At 39.6% G+C, this 25,041-nt stretch carries 20 protein-coding genes; 12 read left to right on the top strand and 8 right to left on the bottom strand.

Annotated elements, in window-relative coordinates:
- Window positions 1–82 precede the first annotated feature (82 nt).
- The 6 genes from dnaB (at window position 83) to ACH30E_RS04885 (ending at window position 8,026) form a co-directional block, all read left to right on the top strand.
- Window positions 83–1,660 carry a replicative DNA helicase gene (gene dnaB, locus ACH30E_RS04910; RefSeq protein ID WP_294991227.1) on the top strand — a complete coding sequence of 526 codons (1,578 nt, stop codon included), beginning with the start codon at window positions 83–85 and terminating at the stop codon, window positions 1,658–1,660.
- Window positions 1,661–1,732: 72 nt separating this feature from the next.
- On the top strand, window positions 1,733–2,434 hold the full coding sequence (locus tag ACH30E_RS04905; RefSeq protein WP_490823901.1) for an RsmE family RNA methyltransferase: 702 nt from the start codon (window positions 1,733–1,735) through the stop codon (window positions 2,432–2,434).
- A 78-nt stretch (window positions 2,435–2,512) separates the two neighbouring features.
- Window positions 2,513–4,105 carry a L,D-transpeptidase family protein gene (locus tag ACH30E_RS04900; protein ID WP_490823900.1) on the top strand — a complete coding sequence of 531 codons (1,593 nt, stop codon included), beginning with the start codon at window positions 2,513–2,515 and terminating at the stop codon, window positions 4,103–4,105.
- Window positions 4,106–4,227: 122 nt separating this feature from the next.
- Window positions 4,228–5,400, top strand: coding sequence for a hypothetical protein (locus ACH30E_RS04895; protein ID WP_294991218.1), 1,173 nt, complete (start codon window positions 4,228–4,230; stop codon window positions 5,398–5,400).
- Between the two features lie 283 nt (window positions 5,401–5,683).
- Window positions 5,684–7,471: a DNA polymerase III subunit gamma/tau gene (locus ACH30E_RS04890; protein WP_490823899.1), complete on the top strand. Its 1,788-nt coding sequence runs from the start codon at window positions 5,684–5,686 to the stop codon at window positions 7,469–7,471.
- A 105-nt stretch (window positions 7,472–7,576) separates the two neighbouring features.
- Window positions 7,577–8,026, top strand: coding sequence for a (4Fe-4S)-binding protein (locus ACH30E_RS04885; protein ID WP_294991212.1), 450 nt, complete (start codon window positions 7,577–7,579; stop codon window positions 8,024–8,026).
- A gap of 203 nt (window positions 8,027–8,229) precedes the next feature.
- Here the strand turns inward: ACH30E_RS04885 and ACH30E_RS04880 are convergent, their stop codons facing one another.
- The 4 genes from ACH30E_RS04880 to ACH30E_RS04865 all read right to left on the bottom strand — a co-directional run bounded on the left by ACH30E_RS04880 (window position 8,230) and on the right by ACH30E_RS04865 (window position 11,890).
- Entirely contained in the window at window positions 8,230–8,571 is a 342-nt protein-coding gene (locus tag ACH30E_RS04880) for a translation initiation factor (RefSeq protein ID WP_490823898.1), read from the bottom strand.
- 1 nt (window position 8,572) lies between these two features.
- A complete protein-coding gene (locus ACH30E_RS04875) occupies window positions 8,573–10,456 on the bottom strand; it encodes a tetratricopeptide repeat-containing sensor histidine kinase (RefSeq protein WP_490823897.1) in 1,884 nt (627 codons plus the stop codon).
- Between the two features lie 73 nt (window positions 10,457–10,529).
- Window positions 10,530–11,393 carry a carboxylating nicotinate-nucleotide diphosphorylase gene (gene nadC / locus ACH30E_RS04870; RefSeq protein ID WP_490823896.1) on the bottom strand — a complete coding sequence of 288 codons (864 nt, stop codon included), beginning with the start codon at window positions 11,391–11,393 and terminating at the stop codon, window positions 10,530–10,532.
- Between the two features lie 116 nt (window positions 11,394–11,509).
- On the bottom strand, window positions 11,510–11,890 hold the full coding sequence (locus ACH30E_RS04865) for a DUF4783 domain-containing protein (protein WP_490823895.1): 381 nt from the start codon (window positions 11,888–11,890) through the stop codon (window positions 11,510–11,512).
- A 205-nt stretch (window positions 11,891–12,095) separates the two neighbouring features.
- On the opposite strand from ACH30E_RS04865, the gene gpmI reads away from it, so the two are divergent.
- From gpmI to yihA, 5 genes are all read left to right on the top strand, one after another.
- On the top strand, window positions 12,096–13,616 hold the full coding sequence (gpmI, locus tag ACH30E_RS04860) for a 2,3-bisphosphoglycerate-independent phosphoglycerate mutase (protein WP_490823894.1): 1,521 nt from the start codon (window positions 12,096–12,098) through the stop codon (window positions 13,614–13,616).
- A gap of 22 nt (window positions 13,617–13,638) precedes the next feature.
- On the top strand, window positions 13,639–14,130 hold the full coding sequence (locus ACH30E_RS04855) for a heme-binding domain-containing protein (protein WP_294991196.1): 492 nt from the start codon (window positions 13,639–13,641) through the stop codon (window positions 14,128–14,130).
- 1 nt (window position 14,131) lies between these two features.
- A complete protein-coding gene (locus ACH30E_RS04850; RefSeq protein WP_490823893.1) occupies window positions 14,132–14,626 on the top strand; it encodes a hypothetical protein in 495 nt (164 codons plus the stop codon).
- A gap of 45 nt (window positions 14,627–14,671) precedes the next feature.
- Window positions 14,672–16,897, top strand: a complete 2,226-nt coding sequence (locus tag ACH30E_RS04845) for a TonB-dependent receptor plug domain-containing protein (protein WP_490823892.1) — start codon at window positions 14,672–14,674, stop codon at window positions 16,895–16,897.
- Between the two features lie 357 nt (window positions 16,898–17,254).
- Window positions 17,255–17,884: a ribosome biogenesis GTP-binding protein YihA/YsxC gene (gene yihA, locus ACH30E_RS04840; protein WP_490823891.1), complete on the top strand. Its 630-nt coding sequence runs from the start codon at window positions 17,255–17,257 to the stop codon at window positions 17,882–17,884.
- A 175-nt stretch (window positions 17,885–18,059) separates the two neighbouring features.
- Here yihA and ACH30E_RS04835 read toward each other — a convergent pair whose 3' ends face one another.
- Window positions 18,060–18,620, bottom strand: coding sequence for an ORF6N domain-containing protein (locus ACH30E_RS04835; RefSeq protein WP_294991189.1), 561 nt, complete (start codon window positions 18,618–18,620; stop codon window positions 18,060–18,062).
- 722 nt (window positions 18,621–19,342) lie between these two features.
- Window positions 19,343–19,816 carry a ribonuclease H-like YkuK family protein gene (locus ACH30E_RS04830; RefSeq protein WP_294991187.1) on the bottom strand — a complete coding sequence of 158 codons (474 nt, stop codon included), beginning with the start codon at window positions 19,814–19,816 and terminating at the stop codon, window positions 19,343–19,345.
- A gap of 255 nt (window positions 19,817–20,071) precedes the next feature.
- Here ACH30E_RS04830 and ACH30E_RS04825 point away from each other — a divergent pair, with 255 nt between their 5' ends.
- The gene (locus ACH30E_RS04825; RefSeq protein WP_294991185.1) at window positions 20,072–21,847 is read left to right on the top strand and encodes an ABC transporter ATP-binding protein; all 1,776 of its coding nucleotides are present in this window, start codon (window positions 20,072–20,074) and stop codon (window positions 21,845–21,847) included.
- A 124-nt stretch (window positions 21,848–21,971) separates the two neighbouring features.
- Here ACH30E_RS04825 and ACH30E_RS04820 read toward each other — a convergent pair whose 3' ends face one another.
- Window positions 21,972–22,415, bottom strand: a complete 444-nt coding sequence (locus tag ACH30E_RS04820) for a DUF2721 domain-containing protein (protein WP_294991184.1) — start codon at window positions 22,413–22,415, stop codon at window positions 21,972–21,974.
- Between the two features lie 150 nt (window positions 22,416–22,565).
- Window positions 22,566–24,974, bottom strand: coding sequence for a TonB-dependent receptor (locus ACH30E_RS04815; protein WP_294991182.1), 2,409 nt, complete (start codon window positions 24,972–24,974; stop codon window positions 22,566–22,568).
- Window positions 24,975–25,041: the final 67 nt, after the last annotated feature.

Here is a 25,041-nt window from a genome sequence, read left to right as displayed (position 1 = left end):
TAACAATTCCGTAACATGGAACCGCAACTGAGGACCCAGATAGGATGTTTTCATACAACCAACAAAAAGACCCCGAAAGAAGATGGACCTTACCAGCCTGAATAAAGACCGAAAAAGAAGAAAACCAGCGATAGACCTCAGTACCATGGTATATGGCAAGGTTCCGCCACAGGCAAAAGAATTGGAAGAAGCAGTATTGGGAGCCATTATGCTTGAAAAAAGCGCTTTCGATACCGTTACGGAAATTGTAAAGCCAGAATGTTTCTACGTAGAAGCGCACCAATATATTTTCAGGGCTATGCAGGGACTGCAACAAAAAAGCATGCCCATAGATATCCTTACTGTAGTGGAAGAACTGAAAATGCGGGAACAACTTGACCTCGTAGGTGGTCCTTACTATGTTACCAAACTCACCAACTCGGTTGTATCTACTGCGAATATTGATGCACATGCGCGTATCGTTTTACAGAAGTTTATCCAGCGTGAACTGATTCGTATCAGTGGAGAAATTATTGGTGATGCTTATGAAGATAGCACCGATGTATTCGACCTGCTCGATGATAGTGAAACAAAAATGTTTAACATCACCAACAATTATTTAAAGAAGAATTTCGAAGATATTGGAAACGTACTCGCCAAAACGATCAACAGAATTGATGAGCTACGTACCAAAACAGAAGATATTTCTGGTGTACCAAGTGGATTTGCAACACTTGACCGTATAACCTATGGCTGGCAGCCAACGGATCTTATCATCCTTGCTGCACGTCCATCAGTCGGTAAAACGGCATTCGCACTTAACCTCGCCAGAAATGCTGCTCTTCACCCAACCAAACCTATTCCTGTAGGCTTTTTCTCACTCGAGATGAGTGCCGCCCAGTTGGTACAACGTATACTGAGTGCAGAGAGTGAGATTAAAATGGAAAAGATCAGTCGTGGTAAACTGGAAGACTACGAATACCAACAATTACACAGTAAGGGTATAAAAAAACTCGAAACTGCACCCATTTATATCGATGATACAGCCGCGCTGAATATTTTTGAATTCCGGGCCAAAGCTCGCCGTCTGGTTAATAAACATAATGTAGGTATCATCATCATCGACTACTTGCAGTTGATGAGTGGTAGTGGCGACCGTAATAATAACCGCGAACAGGAGATCAGTAATATTTCCCGAAACCTTAAAGCACTCGCCAAAGAACTCGGCATTCCAATTATTGCACTGAGCCAGTTAAGTCGTGCAGTGGAAACCCGTAAAGAAAGCAAAATGCCGCAACTGAGTGACCTTCGTGAATCAGGTGCCATTGAACAGGATGCCGACATGGTAATGTTTATTTATCGTCCGGAATATTATGAAGTAATGAACAATGAAATGGGTGAAAGCACACATGGCGAAACCCATATACGTATAGCCAAACACAGGAATGGTTCCCTTGAAACGGTTAAACTCCGCGCAAAACTCGAAATCCAGAAATTTGAAGAATGGGAAAGTGATGGCGGCGGATTCGGTGGCGGAAGCTGGAAGCCTGTTGCACCTGGCACTTTACCAACAGGAGGAGGTGCAGCAACTGATGATGGCAGCAAATTATTCATCCAGAAAGGCAGTAAAATGAATGGTGGAGATTTTGATGAAGGATTTGATAATGACGTACCCTTTTAATTAAGGAACTTGAAATAATCTGCCCAAAGCCTGCCAAAAATTAACCAGTAATTTGAAAGTAGATCTCGTAATATGTCCTTACCATATTTCTTTGAACCCGCTGTCTCCTTGATCTCCACTCATTTTCAACTTAGTGAGGAAACAAGTAAACACTGTATTCAGGTACTAAGGATGAAATCGGGCGAACAACTTCAACTCACCAACGGGAAAGGAGGATTATATACAGCAAGTATCGCACAGGAAGATAAAAGACATTGCACGGTTATTATTGAAAAGGAATACATCACCGAAGCTCCTGTGCAAAATATCACCCTTGCAATTTCATTATTAAAAAATACAAGTCGCTTTGAATGGTTCCTTGAAAAGGCAACAGAAATAGGCGTTACTGAAATTATTCCATTGATTTGTGATCGTACAGAACATACCCGTTTTCGCACGGAAAGAATGCAGCAAATAGTTGTAGCAGCTATGTTACAAAGCCAGCAATCCTGGTTACCTATTTTGCATGAGCCAGAAAAAATCAGTCATATTATTCAAACCAGCCGCCACTCACAAAAATTAATCGCACATTGCGAGGAAAATCAAAAGACTTCAATAAGTGAAATAAAAAAAGATAATCAAGTTATCTTATTGATCGGACCCGAAGGCGATTTCACGCCACTGGAAATAACAAATGCCCTGGAAAATGGTTTCGAGCCTGTTTCATTGGGTAATACAAGATTGAGAACTGAAACTGCAGGTATTGTTAGTGCAACCATGCTCGCTCTTGGATAATATCATCCAAACATTTTAAAGTAATTGCTTTATCGAACCCAATTTTATCAGGTGATGGGGCTTTCGTATATTCATTGTATGAGCAAGAAGTTGTTATATTTTAGTTTAGCAGTGTTGTTATTTTGTTACTCCTGTAAAAATGGCAAAAGCAGGAAAGCCGTTAGCCGTGATACCAGTATAACATCCCTCAACTCATTTAACAATCGTTTCTTCGACAGTACCAAACTTTCTGCATTTCTGGATAAAAGTCCTTTTTTTAAAGGTTTCTCCGAACAATTCAATGATTTTTATAAGGATCGGAATTATGGATTTGCATGGTTTGATTCAAATGGCTTAGCAGAACAGGCGCATAATTTTTACAACCTCCAAAAAAATTATATCTCAGGGTTTTCAGACAGCAGTATTTATAACCCAACCCTTGACTCCCTCTATGCTATCGTTCAAAAAAATTCAAATAAACAACCTATACCAGATGAGACTATTCTTAAAACGGAACTATTATTAACGGGACAGTTTTTCAGGTATGCGTCTAAAGTTTACAATGGTAGTGATATTGACGCTGCAGAACTTGGCTGGTTTATCCCGAGAAAAAAGATAGACCTTCATGCACTCCTCGATTCCACCATTTTATATAAATCGGCTGATTTATATGCACCTCAAAATAGTCAGTATAAAAAATTGCAGCAATTTATTGATCGATACTCTTTGCTTAGTAAGAATGTGGGTTTTGACTCAATCCCTATCCTCAAAAAATCATTAAGATTGGGCGATAGTTCGACAGTAATCAGCAGTATCAAAAAACATTTATTGTTGCTGGGTGATTTTACTCAAGACGACTCATCACAACTGTTCAACGAATCTCTTGCAACAGCCGTTAAGCAATATCAACGAAGGATGGGGCTTACAGAAGACGGGGTTATTGGGAATAAAATGATTGCAGAGTTGAATGTCCCGATGAAACAACGCCTTCGTCAGATATTAATTAACCTGGAAAGGCTCCGCTGGATGCCCCCGGAAAAGGATACCAATTATATTCTCGTAAACATTCCGGAATTTATGATGCATGTTTACGATAGTGGCAGACTTCAATTTAATATCAATGTTATTGTTGGTACATCTGCCAATAACACGGTTATTTTCAACGATCGCCTGCAATACATCGTATTCAGTCCATATTGGAACATACCTGAAAGTATTGTACAGGGTGAAATACTTCCCGGTATAAAAAAAGACCCTAATTATCTGGCCAGACATAATATGGAAATAGTTAAAGAAGGAAAAATTCCGGTAATCAGGCAGAAACCCGGAGGAGGGAACTCATTAGGATTGGTAAAGTTTCTATTCCCGAATAATTACAATATTTATTTTCATGACACCCCAAACAGGAACCTTTTTTCACAAAGCAGCAGAAGTTTTAGTCATGGTTGTATTCGTGTTGGAGAACCCAAAAAACTGGCGCAATATTTATTGCGCAACGATAGTAGCTGGACATCCACCCGCATTGACAGTGCCATGCATCTACAAAAAGAAAAATGGGTGCCTTTGCAAAAAAGTCTTCCGGTATTCATTGTTTATTTCACCGCCTGGGTTGACAAAGAAGGATTAATAAATTTCAGAAAAGATATTTATCATCATGACAGGAAGATGGCGGTGAAGTTGTTTGATAATTAGATAGGAATCCGAAGGAAGGGTGGAATTATTCAGTTTACTTCTCTTTTTCCGACCCTCTTTCTACCGGACTTTCGGGCTCCCGGACTCCCGGACTTCCTTACATTTGCACAAACCATCAAAAAATGCATTTAATCGAAGTAACTGATAGCGCAACAGCTAAGGCCTTCTTGGAGGTAAGTGCCCGACTAAATAGTCATAACCCTGCTTATATACGTCCTTTAGATAATGAAGTAAATGATGTTTTTAATCCAGCAAAGAATAAGCAATTCAAATACGGTACTGCCAAACGATGGATTGTGACAACTGATGATGGTGAAACTGTTGGTAGGATTGCTGCATTTACCAGTAATAAATACATCAACAAAGGCACAGAATTTCCAACCGGAGGAATTGGTTTTTTTGATTGTATTAATGACCAGGCTACTGCAAACCTGCTTTTCGATACTGCAAAACAATGGTTGACCGAGCAGGGAATGGAAGCCATGGATGGCCCGATTAACTACGGCGACAGAGATAAATGGTGGGGACTGATGGTAGAAGGTTTTGATAAAGAACCCATGTATGGCATGTCTTTCAACCCGGCATATTATGAGCAATTATTCACCAACTATGGCTTTGAAAACTACTATAACCAGTTTTATTATTCCATGCAGGTAGACGATCCTCTACCTCCAAGGTTTCCTGAGCGACATGCAAAATTTAAGTCGAAGCCAGGTTATGAGGCAAAACATGCTAAACTATCGGAACTGGAAAAATATGCAGGTGATTTTGCTACTGTTTACAATGCAGCATGGGCACAGCATGGAGAAAATAAGGAAATCACAAAAGAACAGGTGATCAAATTATTCAAAACCATGAAACCAATCATGGATGAACGTGTTGTTTGGTTTGCCTATTATAAAGAAGAACCGATCGCAATGTTTATCAATATTCCTGATATCAATCAATATTTCAAACATTTCAACGGCAAATTCGGTCTGTGGCAAAAACTTCATTTGTTATGGATGAAAAAAACCGGAGCCTGTAAACGATTAACTGGATTGGCATTCGGGGTAGTTCCAAAATACCAGGCACTGGGTATAGATAGCTTTATGATTTATGAAAGCGCTTTACTCATCCAGAACAAAGGATGGTATAAGGAATATGAAATGGGATGGGCAGGCGACTGGAATCCCAAAATGTTGAATATCTACAAAAGCCTTGGTGGCATTCCCAGCCGACGAATGATTACTTTCCGGTATCTGTTCGATAGAAGCAAATCATTTGAAAGACATCCGGAGATGGAGTATAAATAGCCACAAGATGCAAGCTGCAAGCTACAAGCTTTGATGGTTGCCGTAAATGAACTATATGATATTAATAGAACACGGATCTTTATGATTTTCAAGAACTATCATGATAAATCCTGAAAATCATGAACATCCGTGTTCCATCATACGCGACACCTACAGCTCGTGGTTAAATTTCCCTGGACAACAATGGCTGTTAGCTACAAAACATATTTTTTTACACATTCTGCCTGCAGCTTGGAGCTTGTAGCTTGTAGCTTATCTCTTATCCTTATATTGCACCACTGATATGGATAATAAATTTATTGTTTCGGCGCGTAAATACAGACCACAGAATTTTAATACGGTGGTGGGGCAGTCGCATATCACTACCACATTAAAAAATGCCATCAAATACAATCAGTTGGCACATGCTTTCTTGTTTTGTGGCCCCAGGGGCGTAGGTAAAACTACCTGTGCCCGTATTCTTGCGAAAACAATTAATTGCACCAATCCAACTGCAGAGGGGGAAGCCTGCAATACCTGTAACAGTTGTGTATCATTTGAGAATGGTTCATCTCTTAATATCCATGAATTGGATGCCGCCAGCAATAACTCAGTAGAAGATATCCGGTCACTGGTTGAACAGGTTCGTTTTGCTCCTCAGGCGGGAAAATACAAGGTATATATAGTGGATGAGGTACACATGCTCAGTACCAGCGCCTTCAATGCATTTTTAAAAACGCTGGAAGAGCCCCCCTCCTACGCAATATTTATTTTAGCCACTACCGAAAAACATAAGATTCTACCCACTATTTTGAGTCGTTGTCAGATATTCGATTTCAAACGAATTACCAACAACGATACCGTGGAACATTTACAGGAAATCGTTGAAAAAGAATCTATTAAGGCAGAAAAAGCTGCACTGCAGGTTATTGCCCAGAAAAGTGAAGGTTGCATGCGCGACTCACTGAGTATCCTGGATAAAATCGTAAGCTTTACCAACGGAACGGTTACTTATCAAAATACACTTGAGCACCTCAATATTCTTGATGAAGATTATTATTTCAAATTACTTCTTTCCCTACAGGAACAAGATTTGGCAGGAGCAATGCTCTTATATGATGAAATAAACAGAAAAGGTTTTGAAGGAGACCTTGTACTGAATGGTTTTGCAGAATTTATAAGAAACCTGCTGGTATGTAAAGACCCTAAATCTGCCGCACTACTAGATGTGGTTGAAGGCTTACAGGAGAAATATGCACAAACAGCCGCCGCTATGAGCATGTCGTACCTGGTTAGTGCACTCAATATTTTGAACGAAGGAGAAATTCAGTTCAAACTGGCCCGTAACAAACGATTACATGTTGAACTTACGATCATAAAACTCAATTTTCTACAACAGGCTTTAGAACTTTCCACTGAAAATGGACAGGTAATTAAAAAAAAACGACTTGATGGTCCGGTAGCATTCCGAACCAGAAGTATTCCTTCCTTACAGACAAAGCCAGTAGTTACCGAGAACAAAGCATCTAAATTATATATTGAAGAAAAGCCTGCTCCAGCAAAAACTATTGTTCAACCCGCCGTTAAACCAACTGCACCTGCGCCCCGGCCATTGCCAACCACAAATAACAATGGCCCTAAAAAAAGCCTTTTAGAGGCCCTGCGTGAAAAAGTGGGTGATCAATATGCCATCGAAGAAGTAAAAGAAGCAGAAGTATTGAACATGGAAAAGCTTACCCAGTGCTGGAACGAATATGCTGCTAAACTGGAACAGCAGCAAAAACATTCTTCGGCCGGAACTTTCAAAATGGCGATTCTTGACATTGAAGATGATATTCATTTTACGGTAACTGTACCAGCACTTACCGCTCAAAAATTTGTTGAGCAAGAAAGAATGATGCTGATAGATTTTATACAAACCGCTTTCAATAACCGCGCAATTGTATTCAACATATTGGTTGAAGCAACCGAAAGAGAAGAAGTACCTGTACATATGCGCCTGAACAGTAAACAGAAATTTGAACGCATTGCAGAACAATACCCGCTGGTAAAAGAACTGAGAGACAGGTTGAAATTAGAGATAGACTATTAAAAAATCAAAATTCAAAAGTCAAAAGTCAAAAATGAAGTTTTGACTTTTGAATTTTGACTTTTGAATTTTAACTTATTCGTATCTTACTTTATAAACTCCCACCCAATGCCAAAGTCAACTTTTAAATACACCAATAATGAAGTAACTGTTGTTTGGAAACCAGACACCTGTATTCATAGCCGTATTTGCTGGACACAATTAAGATCCGTATTTGATCCGGCAAAAAAGCCTTGGGTAAACATGGAAGCATCCGACACAGCAACTATTATAGAACAAGTGAGAAAATGTCCAAGCGGAGCATTGAGTTATTATATGAACGCAGAGGGAGAACCCGCCGCAGAAACTGCTGTAGTTTCAGAAGCTGCCAGCATCATGAATATTGAGATAAAAAAAGATGGTCCAATATTAATCACCTCAGACTGTATCATCACTCACGGCGATGGAACCCAGGAAGTGAAGCAAGGAAAAACAGCCCTTTGCCGCTGCGGCCAATCATCCAACAAACCCTATTGCGATGGCACACATAGGAAAGTGGGGTTTGAAACAGAGAAATAAGAAATAAGAAATAAGGAATAAGAAATAAGGAATGAGAAAGTGATGTTAAGTGAATACTCACTTTCTCATTCCTCGGTTCCTCTGTTCCTTATTCCTCTGTTTAATCAGCATTTGTAACACTTCATCGCGCCGGATTAAGGAATGAGTAAGTGATATCAAGGAATACTCACTTTCTCATTCCTCTGTTCCTTATTCCTCTGTTCTCAAAGCCTGCTTTTCCCATACCCTTGTTTAATCAGCCATTGTAACACTTTATCGCGCTGGTCGCCTTGTATCATGACTTCGCCGTCTTTTACGGAGCCGCCAGTACCGCAGAAGTTCTTTAATTGTTTGCCTAGTTTTTCCAGGTCCTCTTCAGTTCCCACGAATCCGGTTACAAGTGTTACCACTTTACCTGCGCGTTGTTTTTTGTCTAACAGAATCTTCAAATGCTGGCTTGCCGGGGCCAGGGTTTCTTGCGGCACCTGCTCCTCCTGCTCAAACCGGAAATTGGGATCTGTACTAAAGACAAAACCATTTTTATCAGATATATTTTTCTTACCCATCTTATTTTTTTGGCAAAGTAACGGAAAACACAGAACCATTACCCGGTTCACTGTTTACTAAAAGTGTACCATGATTTGCTTCCACAAATTCCTTACAGAGTAATAAACCCAATCCGGCACCTTTTTCGTTCCTGGTTCCTGCGGTGGTAAAATGCGTATTGATTTTAAACAGCTTACCCAACTGTTCGGCGGTCATTCCAACACCTGTATCACTAACCGATATAGTAGCTGTATCACTTGTTTCGGTAAATGAAACCGCAATATTACCACCAGCATTGGTAAACTTAAGCGCGTTCAGTAATAGATTTCGGATAACAATATCAAAGTGATGTACATCTGCAAATAAACTGGCATTTGCGGGCACATCATTATTTATGGCGATTTTCTTTTGATTAGCCGTGGCCATTAATAAATGCCGGTTATTTTCCACTATTTCAAATACAGCAATAGCAGCAGGTCTAACATCTGTAACACCACCCATTTGGTTTCTTGACCATAACAAGAGGTTATCTAGTGTTGTATTCAATGAACCAATCTGTTTACCCAAGGCAGCTTTTATTTTTACAAATGCTTCTTCGGATAAGTTTTGTTGCTCAAATAAATTTAATACACTAGTTAAAGAACTAATAGGTGTTCTTAAATCATGAGAAAGAATAGAAAATATTTTATCCTTTGTATGTGAGGCTTCTTCCAATGCTTCCTTTTGTTGACGAAGCTGTTTGTTCACTAGTTGCTTGAATTTATTTCTTCTCCACGATACCAACCAAAGTGCCAGTACCAAGCCGGTTACAACCAGTAAAAGGATTGTAAACAAACGTTGTTCTTTTATTTTGGCATTTTTAATTTCATCTTCTTTCTTTAACAGATTAATTTCTGTTTGCTTCTTTTCTGTTTCGAATGCCACCTGCATCTGAGCAAATCTCGCACGACTCCTTTCTTCAAATAATGTATCATTCAGTGTAATGTGTGCAGATTGTGCTTCATAAGCTTTTTTATAATCACCAATAGCGGTATAAGATTGAGATAGTAACTTATAAATAGTTGCCTGTTCTCCTTTTGCGCCTAGCTGACTGGCCACTTTTACAGCCTCATTAAAATAAAGAATCGATTGTTGCCATTGCTTTTTAGACTGATATGCCTTCCCCAATCGATATAAGGATGTTTCGATAATAAAGTTACTGTTTGCCTGTCTGGCAGCAGTTACTGAGCGGGTTAAATAATTGATGGCTTTATCTGTTTCGCCTTCTTCCATATAAATATCTCCAAGTGTACGAAGGCAGAATGCAATGAGGTATTTATCACCTAATTTATAGTTATGTTCAAGTGCTTTCTGACCTATTATCAAAGCTGAATCCCTGTATTTTCCGCGATGGGCGGAAAAAGCGATATTATTCAGACTACGCCCAACACCATACGGGTTATTCAATTGTTGGTGAATGCGCATTTCTTTTCTGAAATAGTCCATCGACTCCCTGTATTTTGCCTGGGAATTATAGATTGCACCAATATTCCGGTACGAAATAGCGAGTTGTGGTAAGTTGGTAATAGAGTCGTTTAAATGTAATGCTTGTAAAGCATAATCAAAGCCTTTTGAATAATCACCTTTGCGGTAATATGCCCAACTAATATTATTCAGTGAGTTACCTTCTCCTTTTATGAATTTTAATTGTTTAGATAAGGTAAGCCCCTGTAATGCAAATTCGAGCGATTTATCTGCTTCCTTGTCAGATAGTTCTTCAGAGATAAGATTAAGAAAACGCACATACTGTGTGTCTCTGTTCATCGTAGAGAGTGATCGAATCAGAGAATCAGCTTTTACAGTTTGGGCAACTGTATATGTTAAGAATAAAAACTGTAAACAGCCCGTAAAAATATACTTTATCATTTCTGCTCAGCGTTTGTACTAAACCTACATAAGCAAGATAAAGTAAAGGTCCAAGAAATCCAATAAAACAAAGTTATGCTGTTATAACAGCTTTCAGGCTTAAATCAAGGCTTTGGGCCTGGTGAATAAGTCCACCTACACTGACAAAATCAACCCCGGTTGCTGCATAAGATGTAATGGTAGTTAAATTGATACCTCCGCTCGCTTCGGTTTCATATTGACTGTCGATAATATTAAGTGCTTCCTTTATTTGATCAGGTGAAAAATTATCCAGCATAATGCGGAATACTTTTCCTTTACCGATGCTACAAACCGTTTTTACATCATCCAATGTTCTTGTTTCAACTTCTATTTTTAGTGAAAGCTTGTTATCCTGAATATAATTATATGCTTTTTCAACTGCGGGAACAATCCCCCCAGCATAGTCAATATGATTGTCTTTCAGCATAATCATATCATATAACCCAAATCGATGATTTATACCTCCCCCAATACGCACAGCTTCTTTTTCGAGCAGTCTGAAATTGGGTGTTGTTTTTCGCGTATCAAGCAATTTGGTATGATATCCTTTCAGCAGGTCCGTGTATTGTTTAGTAAGCGTTGCTATGCCGCTCATGCGCTGCATACAATTTAACACCAATCGTTCGCAGGAAAGAATGGTATGGATTGAAGTGCTTACATCAAAAGCAACTTCACCTGCTTTCATCGAATCGCCATCCTGCTTGTATGTGGTAAATATTGCCTGGGGATCTTGCATAAGGAATATCTTTTCCGCTACAGTAACCCCAGCTAAAATGCCAGATTGCTTTATCTTAAGTACCGCTTTCCCCTGTTTGTTTGCCGGAATACAACTAAGTGTGGAATGATCGCCACTGCCAATATCTTCTACCAGTGCTGCTTTAACTAGTATCTCCAACTGTTCATCGAATCGATTCATTTAACAAAACTAATTGAAGCATACAAGAAAAACAGGCCTGTTTAAAAGTTCTGCCCTAATGGGAGGCATAAACCATGGACCATGGACTATGGTCTCTATCAACAAAACTATCCGGATTAATTTATCCGCACCGTAAGTATCTGGTAATGCCCTTCTTTCTGTTTCAGCATTACGGTTATATTATATCCCTTATCATTATTAAGTAGCTTTCCCGTCATATACATGGTGTTACCAATCTCACGTTCAGATACTTTCTCAAATCCCTTGATACCCTTATCGCTGAAGAAACTCTTGAGCGCAATAGTTGCCTGGGGTTTGCTCATATTTTTTACCTCATCTTTTTCAAGCAGCTTCATATCAATATAATCTTCAAAATGAGATGCCACCTGTTCTGCACTAGCAGATTTCAGTGAGCGCACTATCGCATCAGTTGGTCCCTGAACGGTAAAAGAAACCAGTGCGAAAGCCAGTCCGAAGGTTAAAAAAAACGTTTTCATGTCTTAATTTTTATAGATTTAGCCACCTTAATTTGCCAATAAACATTTCTATGTTCTATTAACCAACCAAATAAGGCCAATTTCAGTCATTTTATTTTGTATTCTCCCTTACTATTTGCCAAAAACATGCCAACTTTGGGAGAATCTGGTATATCGCTAAAGTTAGTACCAAATCAGCAATTAACGCAAAAGATCATTTTATTATATGAGCAAGAAAGTAATTTTAGTTATTATGGATGGTTGGGGACTTGGAAAAACAGCTTCCGCTGATGCCATCCAACAGGCAAATGTGCCATTTGTTAGTTCATTATACAAAAACTATCCAAATACAACGCTTGTAACCTGTGGAGAAGAGGTTGGTTTACCGGAGGGACAAATGGGAAACAGTGAAGTGGGGCATCTTAACCTTGGCGCAGGACGAATTGTATACCAGGAATTACAGCGTATTAATGTTGCTATTAAATCTGGTGAATTAGCACGCAATACTGCATTTCAGGATTCGCTGAGTTATGCAAAAAATCAGGATAAGGCATTACACCTCATAGGTTTAGTGAGCGATGGTGGGGTTCACTCTCATATTAACCACCTGAAAGCCATCTGCGATTTATGCAAGCAAAAAGGACTCACAAAAGTATTCATACATGTGTTTACTGATGGACGGGATACAGATCCTAAAAGCGGTCTTGGTTTTGTGACTGAACTTCAAAATCACCTCGCCAATTCTGCAGGAACTATTGCAACCGTTAGTGGACGTTATTACGCCATGGATAGAGATAAACGCTGGGAAAGGGTAAAAATGGCTTATGACTGCCTTGTTAAATCTGCAGGTCCAACAGCACCAAATGCCATTAGTGCTATTGAAAAAGCATATGAAGCCGGTATTACGGATGAATTTATCCTACCTACCGTTATTACCAATGATCAGGGTCAACCAATTGCTGCTATACAGGAAGGCGATGCAGTTATTTGCTTCAATTTTAGAACTGATCGCTGTCGCGAAATTACGGAAGTACTTACCCAGCAATCATTTCCAGAGTTTGATATGGAGCCGCTTAACCTCCATTATACCACCATGACATTGTATGATCATAAGTTTAAAAATGTGCATGTCATTTTCGAGAACGATAATTTAACCAACACCTTGGGAGAAGTACTCGAAGCAAATGGTAAAACACAGATACGTATTGCAGAAACAGAAAAATACCCCCATGTTACTTTTTTCTTTAGTGGTGGAAGGGAAGAACCCTATAAAGGTGAAAAAAGAATCATGGTGCCTTCACCAAAAGTAGCCACTTACGATCTCCAACCTGAAATGAGTGCCGTTGAAATTACCGATAAACTCATCCCGGAAATTGAAGCTGGTTCCGCTGACTTCATTTGCCTGAATTATGCCAACACAGATATGGTTGGACATACAGGTGTATTCTCTGCAGCCATCAAAGCAGCAGAAACTGTAGATGCCTGTGTAAACAGGGTTGTTACTGCCGGACTCGCAAACGGCTACACCATATTCCTCACTGCAGACCATGGCAATGCCGACTTTATGATCAATGAAGATGGAAGTCCAAATACAGCACATACACTAAATCCTGTTCCGTTTTTTATCATCGATAGAACATGGAACGCTCCGATAAAACAAGGTAAACTGGGCGATCTTGCTCCTACCATATTAACAGTTATGGGTTTACCCATTCCAAAGGAGATGACAGGAAATGTGTTAATTTAATACCCTCAACAACCCTTTTAACATGAAAATCTTTAAAAAAATCCTGGTTATTTTATTGATCGCATTTATAGCGATACAGTTTTTCCGTCCGGAAAAAAATGTATCTGCTGATAAAAGCAAAAATATCAATACGATGTATGCCGTTTCAGCAGATGTAAATACCATACTTACAAAAGCCTGTAACGACTGCCATACCAATAACACCATTTATCCCTGGTATGCTGCTGTACAACCGGTTACATGGTGGTTAGATGACCATATTAAAGAAGGAAAAAAGCATTTGAATTTCGATGAATACAGTACCTATAGCTTAAGAAAACAATACCATAAAATGGAAGAGGTAGTGGAGCAGGTGAAAGAAAAAGAAATGCCTCTCGATTCTTATACCTGGATTCACCGTAATGCTAAATTAAGTGATGAAGAAAGGGTAACTCTTACCTCCTGGGCACAGGCCGTTATGGATACCATGAAAGCTCATTACCCCATAGACAGCCTCATTAGAAAACGCAATTGATTTGCCGGAACTAAAAAAAATAATTGCATTTATTTTACTCCTGTTAGTGGCATTCCCGCTAACAGGTTTTGTTTTATTTTATATTCAGGAAAAATCTATCCACGCTGAAATGAAACGTGCTTTTAAATCGAAAGAATTAAACACAGTTCATTTAACAAGTTTGAAGTGGTATGAAGAAGATGAAGAACTCATCATTAACGATGTACTTTTCGACGTAAGCAGCATTGAAAAATTACCCGATGGAAGCTATCTGGTAAAAGGACTTTACGACCATCAGGAAAAAGCATTGTACCAACTATTGGATGATACTACGGAAGACAATCAAAAATCTCCTCTATTGCTTGAATATGCTTCCTACTTTGTAAGCATACATGAGGGGACTCAACTATTTACCAAAAATCTTCTGCATTTATTTAAGCGCCAACATGGTGCTTATTATGAGCTTTTAAAGCCTCAATTCCAGCCAGGTATTCTTTTACCGCCACCAAAGCAATGACTGTTTTTAAGCTGATTATTTATCTAACTTTTTAAACAGTAATATATGCGATTTAACATAGCATGGGCATGTTGTGCAGCAACATGTCTGCTATTCAGTAATACGATACAGGCACAACAAGTTAAAGACAGTATTATATCAGGCAAAGCACTCGATGAAGTGGTTGTTTCCTACAACAAGTGGGAACAAAAAATAAATGAAATACCCAACCGGATTACAAAGATTAACTTAAAACAAACCAGGCTAAAAAATCCTCAAACCATGGCCGATCTTTTAGGCACTACCGGTGAGGTTTTTATACAGAAAAGTCAGCAAGGAGGTGGAAGTCCGATGATCAGAGGGTTTGCAACCAACAGGGTATTAATTGTGGTTGATGGTGTAAGAATGAATAATGCCATTTACAGAAGTGGTAATATTCAGAATGTAATTTCTCTCGATCCCCTTGCCCTGGAAGATGCTGAAGTGATATTTGGTCCGGGTTCAATTTTATATGGAAGTGATGCAATTGGTGGAGTAATGGATTTTCATACACTTAATCCAAAATTCAGTACCGGTAAGAAAACACTGGTTACAGGAAATGCTGCTACCCGTTATTCAACTGCCAATCAGGAAAAAACATTGCATGCTGATTTCAATATTGCAGGTAATAAACTTTCCTTCCTCTCCAGTTTCAGCTACAGTGATTTTGGTGACCTGAAAATGGGAAAAAATGGCGGGCAGTCTGGCTACCTGCGCCCACAGTATGTCCAAAGGGTTGGTAATGCCGATGTTATATTTACCAACCCGGATTCTCGTGTACAACGTTTTACAGGATACCAACAGCGCAATTTCATAAACAAACTACGGTATAAGCCCACTGAAAACTGGGACCTGCAATATGGTTTTCATTACTCAACTACTTCGAATATACCCCGCTACGACAGGCTGATTGAATATGCCAGTGGGGCATTACGGTTTGCTGAGTGGAACTATGGGCCGCAAGACTGGCTAATGCATCATTTGCAGGTGCAGCATAAACAGAAAGCAGGTATTTATGATCAGGCCAGGCTAACCATATCTGTTCAGGATTATGAAGAAAGTCGTATAGACAGAAGAAGAGGCAACAATAACCGACGCACACAAACAGAAACCGTTTTGGCAACGGCTGTAAATCTCGACTTACAAAAACAACTGAACAGCAAACAGGAATTATTTTACGGTGCTGAGTTTGTCTATAACAAAGTTGGGTCTGAGGGTATCAGTCAAAACATATCCAACGGCAGCATTACAAAAGTTGCATCAAGGTATCCGGATGGAGCTACCTGGAATTCCATCGCTATTTACCTGAGTTATAAAAACAAGTTGAAGGAAAACCTAACACTATCAGCCGGTTTGCGTTACAATCATAATAATGTAAAAGCAAACTTCGATACTACATTCTTTAAGTTTCCCTTTACCAATGCTTCTCTCAATGCGGGAAATATTACCATGAGTACGGGCCTTGTTTACAAGATGTCGGAAGAATGGCAGATGAGTGGTGTTGTTTCATCAGGATTCCGGATGCCAAATATTGATGATATAGGAAAAGTATTTGAAAGCGCCCCCGGAGTTGTTGTTGTGCCCAATGTAAACCTTAAACCGGAGTATGCATGGAATGCTGAATGGGGTTTGCAATACAACCGCTCAAAAAAATTCAATGCCTATGTAAACCTGTTTTATTCCTGGCTCAACAATGCTCTTACGCGCAGGCCATTTCAGTTTAATGGACAAAGCACCATTATGTACGACGGAACCATGAGTAATGTAGAAGCCATACAAAATGTTGCCAGTGCAAAAGTGTGGGGAATACAAACGGGATGGCAATGGTATTTTACCCCAAACCTAAACTGGCAAACAAAGCTTAACTGGATTAAAGGAGAAGAAACAGATGATACCAAAAATGAACAGGTACCGTTAAGGCATGCACCTCCATTTTTTGGTAGTACACAGTTTAATTTCGAAAGAAATAACCTAACGATTCAGGTATCGATGGATTATAACAGTGAAATAGCCAATAAAGACCTTGCTCCAAGTGAACAAACGAAAACAGCTATTTATGCTGTGGATCAAAATGGCAAACCTTATGCGCCTTCCTGGTACACAATAAACTGCAAGGCAGCTTACCGTATCACAGGTAATGTAAGTGCACAGTTAGGCTGGGAGAATATAACGAATCAACTATATCGCCCTTATTCCTCTGGTGTAGTAGCAGCCGGCAGCAATCTTATTGCAAGTGTAAGGGTGTCATTTTAACCAGTTATAGATAGAGCAATTAGCTATAAGCCACAGGCTGCAAGCTGCAAGCCTGGACTTGTGTTTGTTATAAGCTTTGTGCTTTGAATGGAATAAAAGAGTTGGGATAATTTAAAATGAGCTGGTTAAAGAAATAATAGATTGCTGTTGATTCACTATCTGGTATTAATAGAACACAGATTATCATGATTTTCAAGATCTATCATGATAAATCCTGAAAATCATGATAATCTGTGTTCCATCATACACGCGACTTTCAACTCGCAGCTAAATTTCACCGGAAAGCAATGCCTATAAGTTTTCCCAACTAAAAAGCCGGCTAACAGCAGTCAGCCGGCTTTTTAGTAGTTTTACAGGATGGAAATAAAGAAAGCCACCTACCTGATCTCAAGTCCAAGCTTCGATAAATGTCCAAAACCGGATTATCCTGAATATGCATTTATCGGCAGAAGTAATGTGGGAAAATCTTCACTGATTAATATGCTGACAGGTCAGCGTAGTTTGGCTAAGACATCTGCAACACCAGGTAAAACACAATTGATCAACCATTTTGTAATAGAAAGCAGTACAGGCAACAAAGGACCAAATTCAAAATGGTATCTGGTAGACTTACCGGGATATGGTTATGCCAAACGTTCGCAGAGTGACAGACGAAGATGGGAGCAAATGATTGAAGGCTATTTCCGCAAGCGTGAAAATCTTACACAGGTATTTGTATTAATCGACAGCAGACATGGCCCACAAAAAAATGATCTTGAATTCATTAGTCAATTAGATAAATGGGGTGTGGTTTTTTCATTGGTGTTTACGAAAACAGATAAAGAAAAACCTGCGGTAGTGGAAAGGAATATCAAAGCTTTTTTCGATACACTAAAAACCACCTGGCAGTTTTTGCCCAGGCATTTTGTGACTAGTGCGGAGAAGAAATTGGGTAGAGAGGAGATGCTGGTGTTTATTGAATCGTGCAATAATGAAATAACAAAATAATTGAAAGAAATTAAAGAGAAAACTGTTCCAGATTTAAGCGTTAAGTTGTATAAAACCTAATTCCTTTTTCAGAAGTGTTTCCCTTTTTATTTGTTTCCACATAATCTGAGACAAACTATTTTTTTTTTGAACACCCTTCCGAGAAAGAAGAATTGATCTTAGAGATATATTCCTGCTATTTTTTTATTGGTTGTGGCTTAAAGCCAATCGGATTACGTACTGGTGGTTGCTCATTCTCCTTCCGCAACTCATCTATCAATTCGAACAACACACCTATCTCTTCATTATGCTGCCTGAGCGTATGACCCTGCCCCTGTAGATGTTTATCTATTTTCTCCAGCTTTAGTAATAAGGTCTGGTTAGTTCGCAATACCTCCCGCATGGCATTGAATAGTTTTACGATTCTAACATTCACTTCTATCGCTCTTACACTGTTCAACACACTGGCCAGCATCACCGCCCCATGCTCCGTAAACACATACGGTAAATTCGGTGAATATTTTATGGTGCTGAGGTGGTCGCATTTTGCGACCACCTCAGCTTTCTCGTCTTCCGTTAGCTGGAACATAAAATCCGCCGGGAACCTTTTTATATTGCGTTTCACCTGTTCATTCAACCGCTTGGTCGGCACTCCATACAGTTCCGCCATATCCCGGTCAATCATTACTTTATGTCCCCGTATGTCCAGTATCTTTGATAGTAAGAGGTCATCGGTTATCTTTATCGCTTTACCCATGTTTTTTCCTTTAGTTTATTAATCACCAACTCTTTAAAGCTCATAAATAGATACAGCAACCCTCATTTTTTCAGTTAGTGTTTGCATACTGACGTCTGCCAAAGATATACTAAGACACTGCGGTGCTTGCGTAGTGGGACAGATACTTATACTTATTCGGGATAAGCATCTCTTGTTTTATGCGAACACAGAGTAGTAAGCTTCAAAATAATTAACAGACCTTACCTGTATAACACTCAGATTCTTTTACAAACTTCTCTTAATAGGTTAGAATTCGGAGACATGACTGTCCAGAGAAAATTGGCTTCAAGCTGCAAGCCGCAAGCTACAAGCCTTGATGGGTGCTTATTTTAGATTTTTTGCTTTTTATGGAATTAGAGGGGGAGAAAATTTAAAGTCAGTTGCTCAAAGAAATATTTGCTTGCCGTAAATGCATTATCTGCTATTAATAGAACACGGATCTTCATGATTTTCAAGATCTATCATGATAAATCCTTAAAATCATGAAAATATGTGTTTCATCATACGCGACACCTACAGCTTGCGGTTAAATTTCCTCGGACAGCAATCGCTAGAGGCTAGAAGCTTACAGATTATTTTCCCCCGACAGTTATGATTCTGAGAAAGTAATTAATGTAGGTACAAACTTGTAAACATTAACCAGAAGAGACAAAAATGCAGTAACAGCAACCTTACTGTTACAAACCAACGTAAATGCAATATTAATTCACCACCTTATCCGCACAACAGCTACTTGCAAAAGCTTCGGGTTTGGCTTTAAACGCAAAGCCCATTCCGAGAATATAACCCATGGCTTCTCTTAATGCATCATTGCTTTTAAACTGCGGATTGGTATTGATATCGGCATGTACTTCCATCTCAACCTGGTGTTCAATAAACAGGTCGCATAGTTCGTACGCAATCTCAATACTTTTGGCTACTTCAACCAACATCCTTTCCTTGATGTGGTATTTCTGTTTTGTTTTCTCATTATGTATGTACATAAAGCCTCCGCTATGCTCACGCAAAAAAACGATCACTGTAGCAAATTCAGTGTCTTCGCCTTTTACCTGGCTGTCGGTACCAATACATACTTTGAGCTTAATTCCCTTTGCCGTTTCGCGCCTGATGGCCTCGGCCACCGCTTCTTTAATTGGCAACTGGATCTGTTCACCATTAAATTTTCTCCAACGCATATTTGGAAGGTTTTTGTAAGTTACCGATTAATCACATGCAATTGAACAGGGTAAGAATATCTTATTATTAACAAGTGTGAATTGTGAATGGTCAATGGTCAATGGTGAATAGCGAGTAGTGAGTAAGAAGAGGGGGCTAGACAAGCCCTACTCACTATTCACCATTGACCATTCACAATTCACCCCTCCCCGGCATTTTGTCACTTTCTCGAAATTTGTACGGAAATTGACTAAAATTAGCTTCAACTACATTTCATGAAAATACTCTTACACTATCTTAAGCCCTATAAATGGCTGGTGGCACTGGCTTTACTGCTTGCCGGCATCAACCAGACCTTCTCCCTTTTCGATCCGATGATCTTTGGAAAGCTGATCGATCAGTTTGCCAATCACCCAAAAACTACCATAGATGGCAGTTTTCGTACAGAAAGTCAGTTCATCAATGGCATTATGACCATGCTCCTCCTTCTGGTAGGAACAGCCATGGTTAGTCGTATTGCCAAAGCTTTTCAGGACTATACCGTGAATGTGATTATTCAGAAATTCGGGGCCAAAATCTTTACCGATGGACTTAAACACTCCATGCAACTGCCCTATCAGGAATTTGAAGACCAGCGCAGCGGCGAAACCCTGTCTATCTTAACCAAGGTTAGATCAGACACAGAGAAATTCATCGGATATGTTATCAATGTTCTGTTCGGAATTATTGTAAGCGTGATTTTCGTTTCCATTTATGCAACTAAACTGCACTGGTCTATCATCCCTATCTTCTTAGGCGGCGCTGTGTTAATTGCTTTCGTAACTAACCTGCTTAGTAAGAAAATAAAAATCATCCAGAAAACAATCGTAAAAGAAACAACTTCCCTGGCTGGCTCTACCACAGAAAGCTTACGCAATATTGAACTAGTAAAAAGCCTTGGACTTACAGACCAGGAAGTTAAACGATTAAATACCAACACTTATAAAATACTTGGACTGGAACTGAAAAAAGTGAAGAGCATCCGCTCACTTAGTTTCATACAGGGTACCATGGTAAACTTTTTAAGACAGGTAATTACGTTCACCCTCATGTGGCTTATCTATCGTGATGTATTAACCGTTGGACAACTTATCTCCCTTCAGTTTTATAGCTTCTTTATTTTTGGACCACTTCAGGAAATAGGCAGCATCATTATGAGTTATCGCGAAGCCGAAGCTTCACTCAATAATTTCCATAACCTGATGGAGAAAAAAGTTGAACCAAGACCCACACATCCAAAACAGGTTGGTTTGATTGAAGAACTGGAATTCAATAAAGTGGCATTTAAACATCAAACAGCTCAATACCGCGCATTAGATGGTATATCATTCGATGTAAAAAAAGGCGAAACCATTGCATTCGTCGGCCCTTCAGGATCTGGGAAAAGTACATTGGTAAAACTATTAGTTGGCTTATACAGACCACAGGAAGGACATATTTATTACAACACAATCAATGGCTCCGATATGAATTTTGATGAACTCAGGAATCAGATCGGTTTTGTTACACAAGACACCCAACTATTTGCCGGTACTATCCGCGAAAACCTCAGCTTCGTTCATCCTGAAGCTACAGATGCCGACCTGCTGGAAGCCTTACATAAAGCCAGTTGCGATAACCTCCTTTCCCGCGCAGAAAAAGGGTTAGATACGATGATCGGCGAAGGTGGTCTAAAACTAAGTGGAGGTGAAAAACAACGTCTTTCAATTGCGCGCGCTTTATTACGCCATCCTCACCTGCTGATTTTCGACGAAGCCACTTCTGCCCTCGATAGTATTACAGAAGAAGAAATCACCAATACCATCCGCCAGATTTCTCGTGAAAAAGAACAGATTACGGTTATGATTGCACACCGATTAAGCACCATCATGCATGCCGACAGAATCTATGTACTGGAAAAAGGACAGGTAGTAGAAACCGGCGACCATCAAAGCCTGCTCAACGAAAAAGGTCTCTATTATGCAATGTGGAGACAGCAGATTGGGGAAAGGAAAACGTTAGCAGTGGGATAATAACAGAGAAATAAGGAATAAGAAATAAGGAATAAGAAATAAGGAATAAGAAATAAGGAACAGAGAAAGTATTTTTCTTTCCCTTTCTTATTTCTTATTCCTTATTTCATATTCCTCTGTTCCCTCAGTCCCTCCCAAATTTTTTGCGGAAATATTCAATCACCGAAGGGTCTTCCAGTCCTTCCATATCACTTAGTTCCAGTTCAAGCGCTTTGGTGCTTAGCTGAATTTCGATAAGTGAGAGAAATAATGATGCTGCAAAACAAATTAGGCTGATAGCAAAGACCACATTGGCTGCTATCATAAACTGGGTATAAATAAGGTACATGCAAATAATGCATCCCAAAAATGTTACAACACCAAGCGCCTGCATATTTTTAATCAGTTTCAACCGATAGCGCAGATTTTTTATTTGTCCATGAATAATATGCTTTTGTTCATGGCTCTGGTACTTTTCATGAAGATTGCGTATCCGGTTAGACAAAGAAAGAAATCGGTTGGTATATGCCAGCATGATCAAACTGATTGCCGGAAACAACAGTGCAGGGGTGTTTAGGTTGATCTCCATACCTAAAAATAAGAAACCAGAGGGAAGATGCAAGCAATAAGTTCAGAGGAGGTTTAGCTTTTAATTATTGCCACTGAGGGCACAGAAATACACTGAAACGATTCTGTGCTTCTCTGTGCCCTCAGTGGCAATCCTTATGATCATAAAACCTTAAAGTCTAAACCCAATCGGCACATTAAGTTTGAGGCTGAAATTTCTTCCCATATTAAATACCCCGGTTCTGCCGGTAGCATTGTTGGTATCAGTATACTTCAAACGACTCAGGTGATTCTGATACGCTATATCGGAGATATTATTTAACCCGATATGCAGGCTGAATAATGTTTTACCCTTGTGTAACACATCTGTACCTGCACCAACATTAAATAAAGTGTAACCATTTGTTACAGTTTCTGTGTTGTACCCGGTAAAGATGCGGTTCTGCGTACTTACATTATCCATTTCTAGTTTGAAATATAAATTGCCCAACCCCTTACCTGCTTTTTTGAAATCGGCCCTTAACTCACTTTGCAAGCGGGGAGAAGGAATAAATGGAAGACGATTACTTCCGTCGATGGCATTATTAAACTGTGCCATCACCAATGAAAAACTATTTTCAAAATGTAACCAGTCTAATGGATGCGGATGCAGGTCAACATTCATTTCAAAACCTGCCAGACTTGCGCCTGATTGTCTGAATTGAAATGCGGTAATGTCTGTACCATCTACATTTACTAGCGAATCACCACCGCCTACTGCAGTTAGCTTACTGTAAAAAATATAATCCTTGATTTTATTGTAGAAGCCGTTGAAGTTAACAGTAATATGTTCTGTATTAATTTCTACACCTGCATCAAACTGAAGCGAGGTTTCTGTTTTCAATTGTGTATCACCATGTTCATAACGGTTCGTTCCTTCGTGCGCACCATTACTAGCCAGCTCTGAAACGGTTGGGGCACGATAACCTCTGGCTACGTTAAACTTAAGTGTTACATCGTTATTTACATTGTAACTCAACCCAACACTACCACTAATATTTCCGAAATGTCTGGTAAAATCTGTGAACTTAACTTCTGTTCCGTCTGAAAATCCTTTACTCTTTACTGTTCTGATATCGCCCCTTAAACCACCACTAAGGGTCAGATTCTGTTGAAATGTTTTCCTGGTATATACAAAAACACCCGCATCAAACTGATTGTATTCAGGAATCAATACTTCCTCTGCCAGGTTTTTATTTTGCTGGAACATACCATTTACTCCAAAAGCTGTTCTCCATCCATTTTTTTCTGCGGCATGGTATTGAATATTATAATTCACCGTTTTCAGGTCGAAATATAATTCGGGAACGGTAGGAGCATCGGGGTCTCCCAATTCCTTGCGCTGGTTGCGTTGAAAACCCAGGTTTAGTGCTAACCTTCCGGTACCAACTGCAATATTGTTGTCTGAAGCAATTTTAAAGTGGTTAATGTTTTGTCCGGGAGTATAGAAATCGCGACTATTTAATTCATCTTTAGTTGCTATGCGTTCAGCAGGAGATTCCGGAAATATAAGAAATGCACCGGTAGCCGCATCTCTTGCCCCTTCCACCATTCCAAGCTTTTGGTTAAAGCTGCTGATGAGAATATGACTATAACCCCAGGTTTTATTGATACCGAAATATCCGCCGAAATTATTCTCTTTGAAACGACTGTTAAATACCCGACCATCATATTTATTGCGGTAATCGGCTGCAGATTTGCTGGTACCATATATATTCCAGTTAAAGCCCGATTTATCATGTGCTGCAAGATTACCACTAATGGCACGCAACCCATTATTGTCGTTGAATGCACTCATCAGGTTTCCTCTTGCGGTACCCTGTTCAACCGGCACATTGGTAATCAGGTTTAATACACCAGCCATCGCATCACTACCATATAAAAGTGAAGCAGGACCTTTCAGTACTTCGGCTCTTTGTAAACTATATTCATCAATTTCAATTCCATGTTCATCACCCCATTGCTGGCCTTCCTGTCTAATACCATCGTGAATTGTTACCACCCTGTTGTACCCCAACCCACGAATAACAGGCTTTGAAATTGCCGGTCCGGTAGATAGTCCGGATACCCCAGGTACCAACTTACCAAGTGCATCAATAATATTGGTACCAGATGAGCGAAGCATGTCTGCTTTCTTTACAATAGAAACAGGCTGCGCCGATTGCTTCACTTTGGTTGCCGATGCTACCCCTGTTACTGTAACAGCATCATGTTCGGCATAGGTTTCTTTTAAAGTAAAATTGCGGCTCAGGTTCTCTGTGATGTTTATGATTTCCAACACACTTGCAAATCCCTGGTAGGAAACTTCAACCAGGTATTTACCTGCAGGAACTTCAGGCGTAGAAAAATGTCCGTCTGCACCAGCCACGGTTCCCGTTCTGGCCTCATGAAGATAAATGGCTGCTCCTGCCAGTGGCTGACCTTTGGTATCAGTTACTACTCCGGAAAGTTTAGCCTTGGGTGGTGTTTCGGGCAGTGCCAATGCACCGGCAGAGATTAACACCAAAACCAATAACAACATGCTTTTGAATAAGTGCTTCATACTATCATTTTTTGCTACTATGTTGCAAATATATAGTACTCATTCAAAAATTACATCATTGTTGCAA

This window comes from Sediminibacterium sp. FW305-C-61 (genome assembly GCF_058231065.1).
Note: the sequence above shows the minus strand (reverse complement) of the source record. Positions and strands in the feature narration are given on the sequence as shown.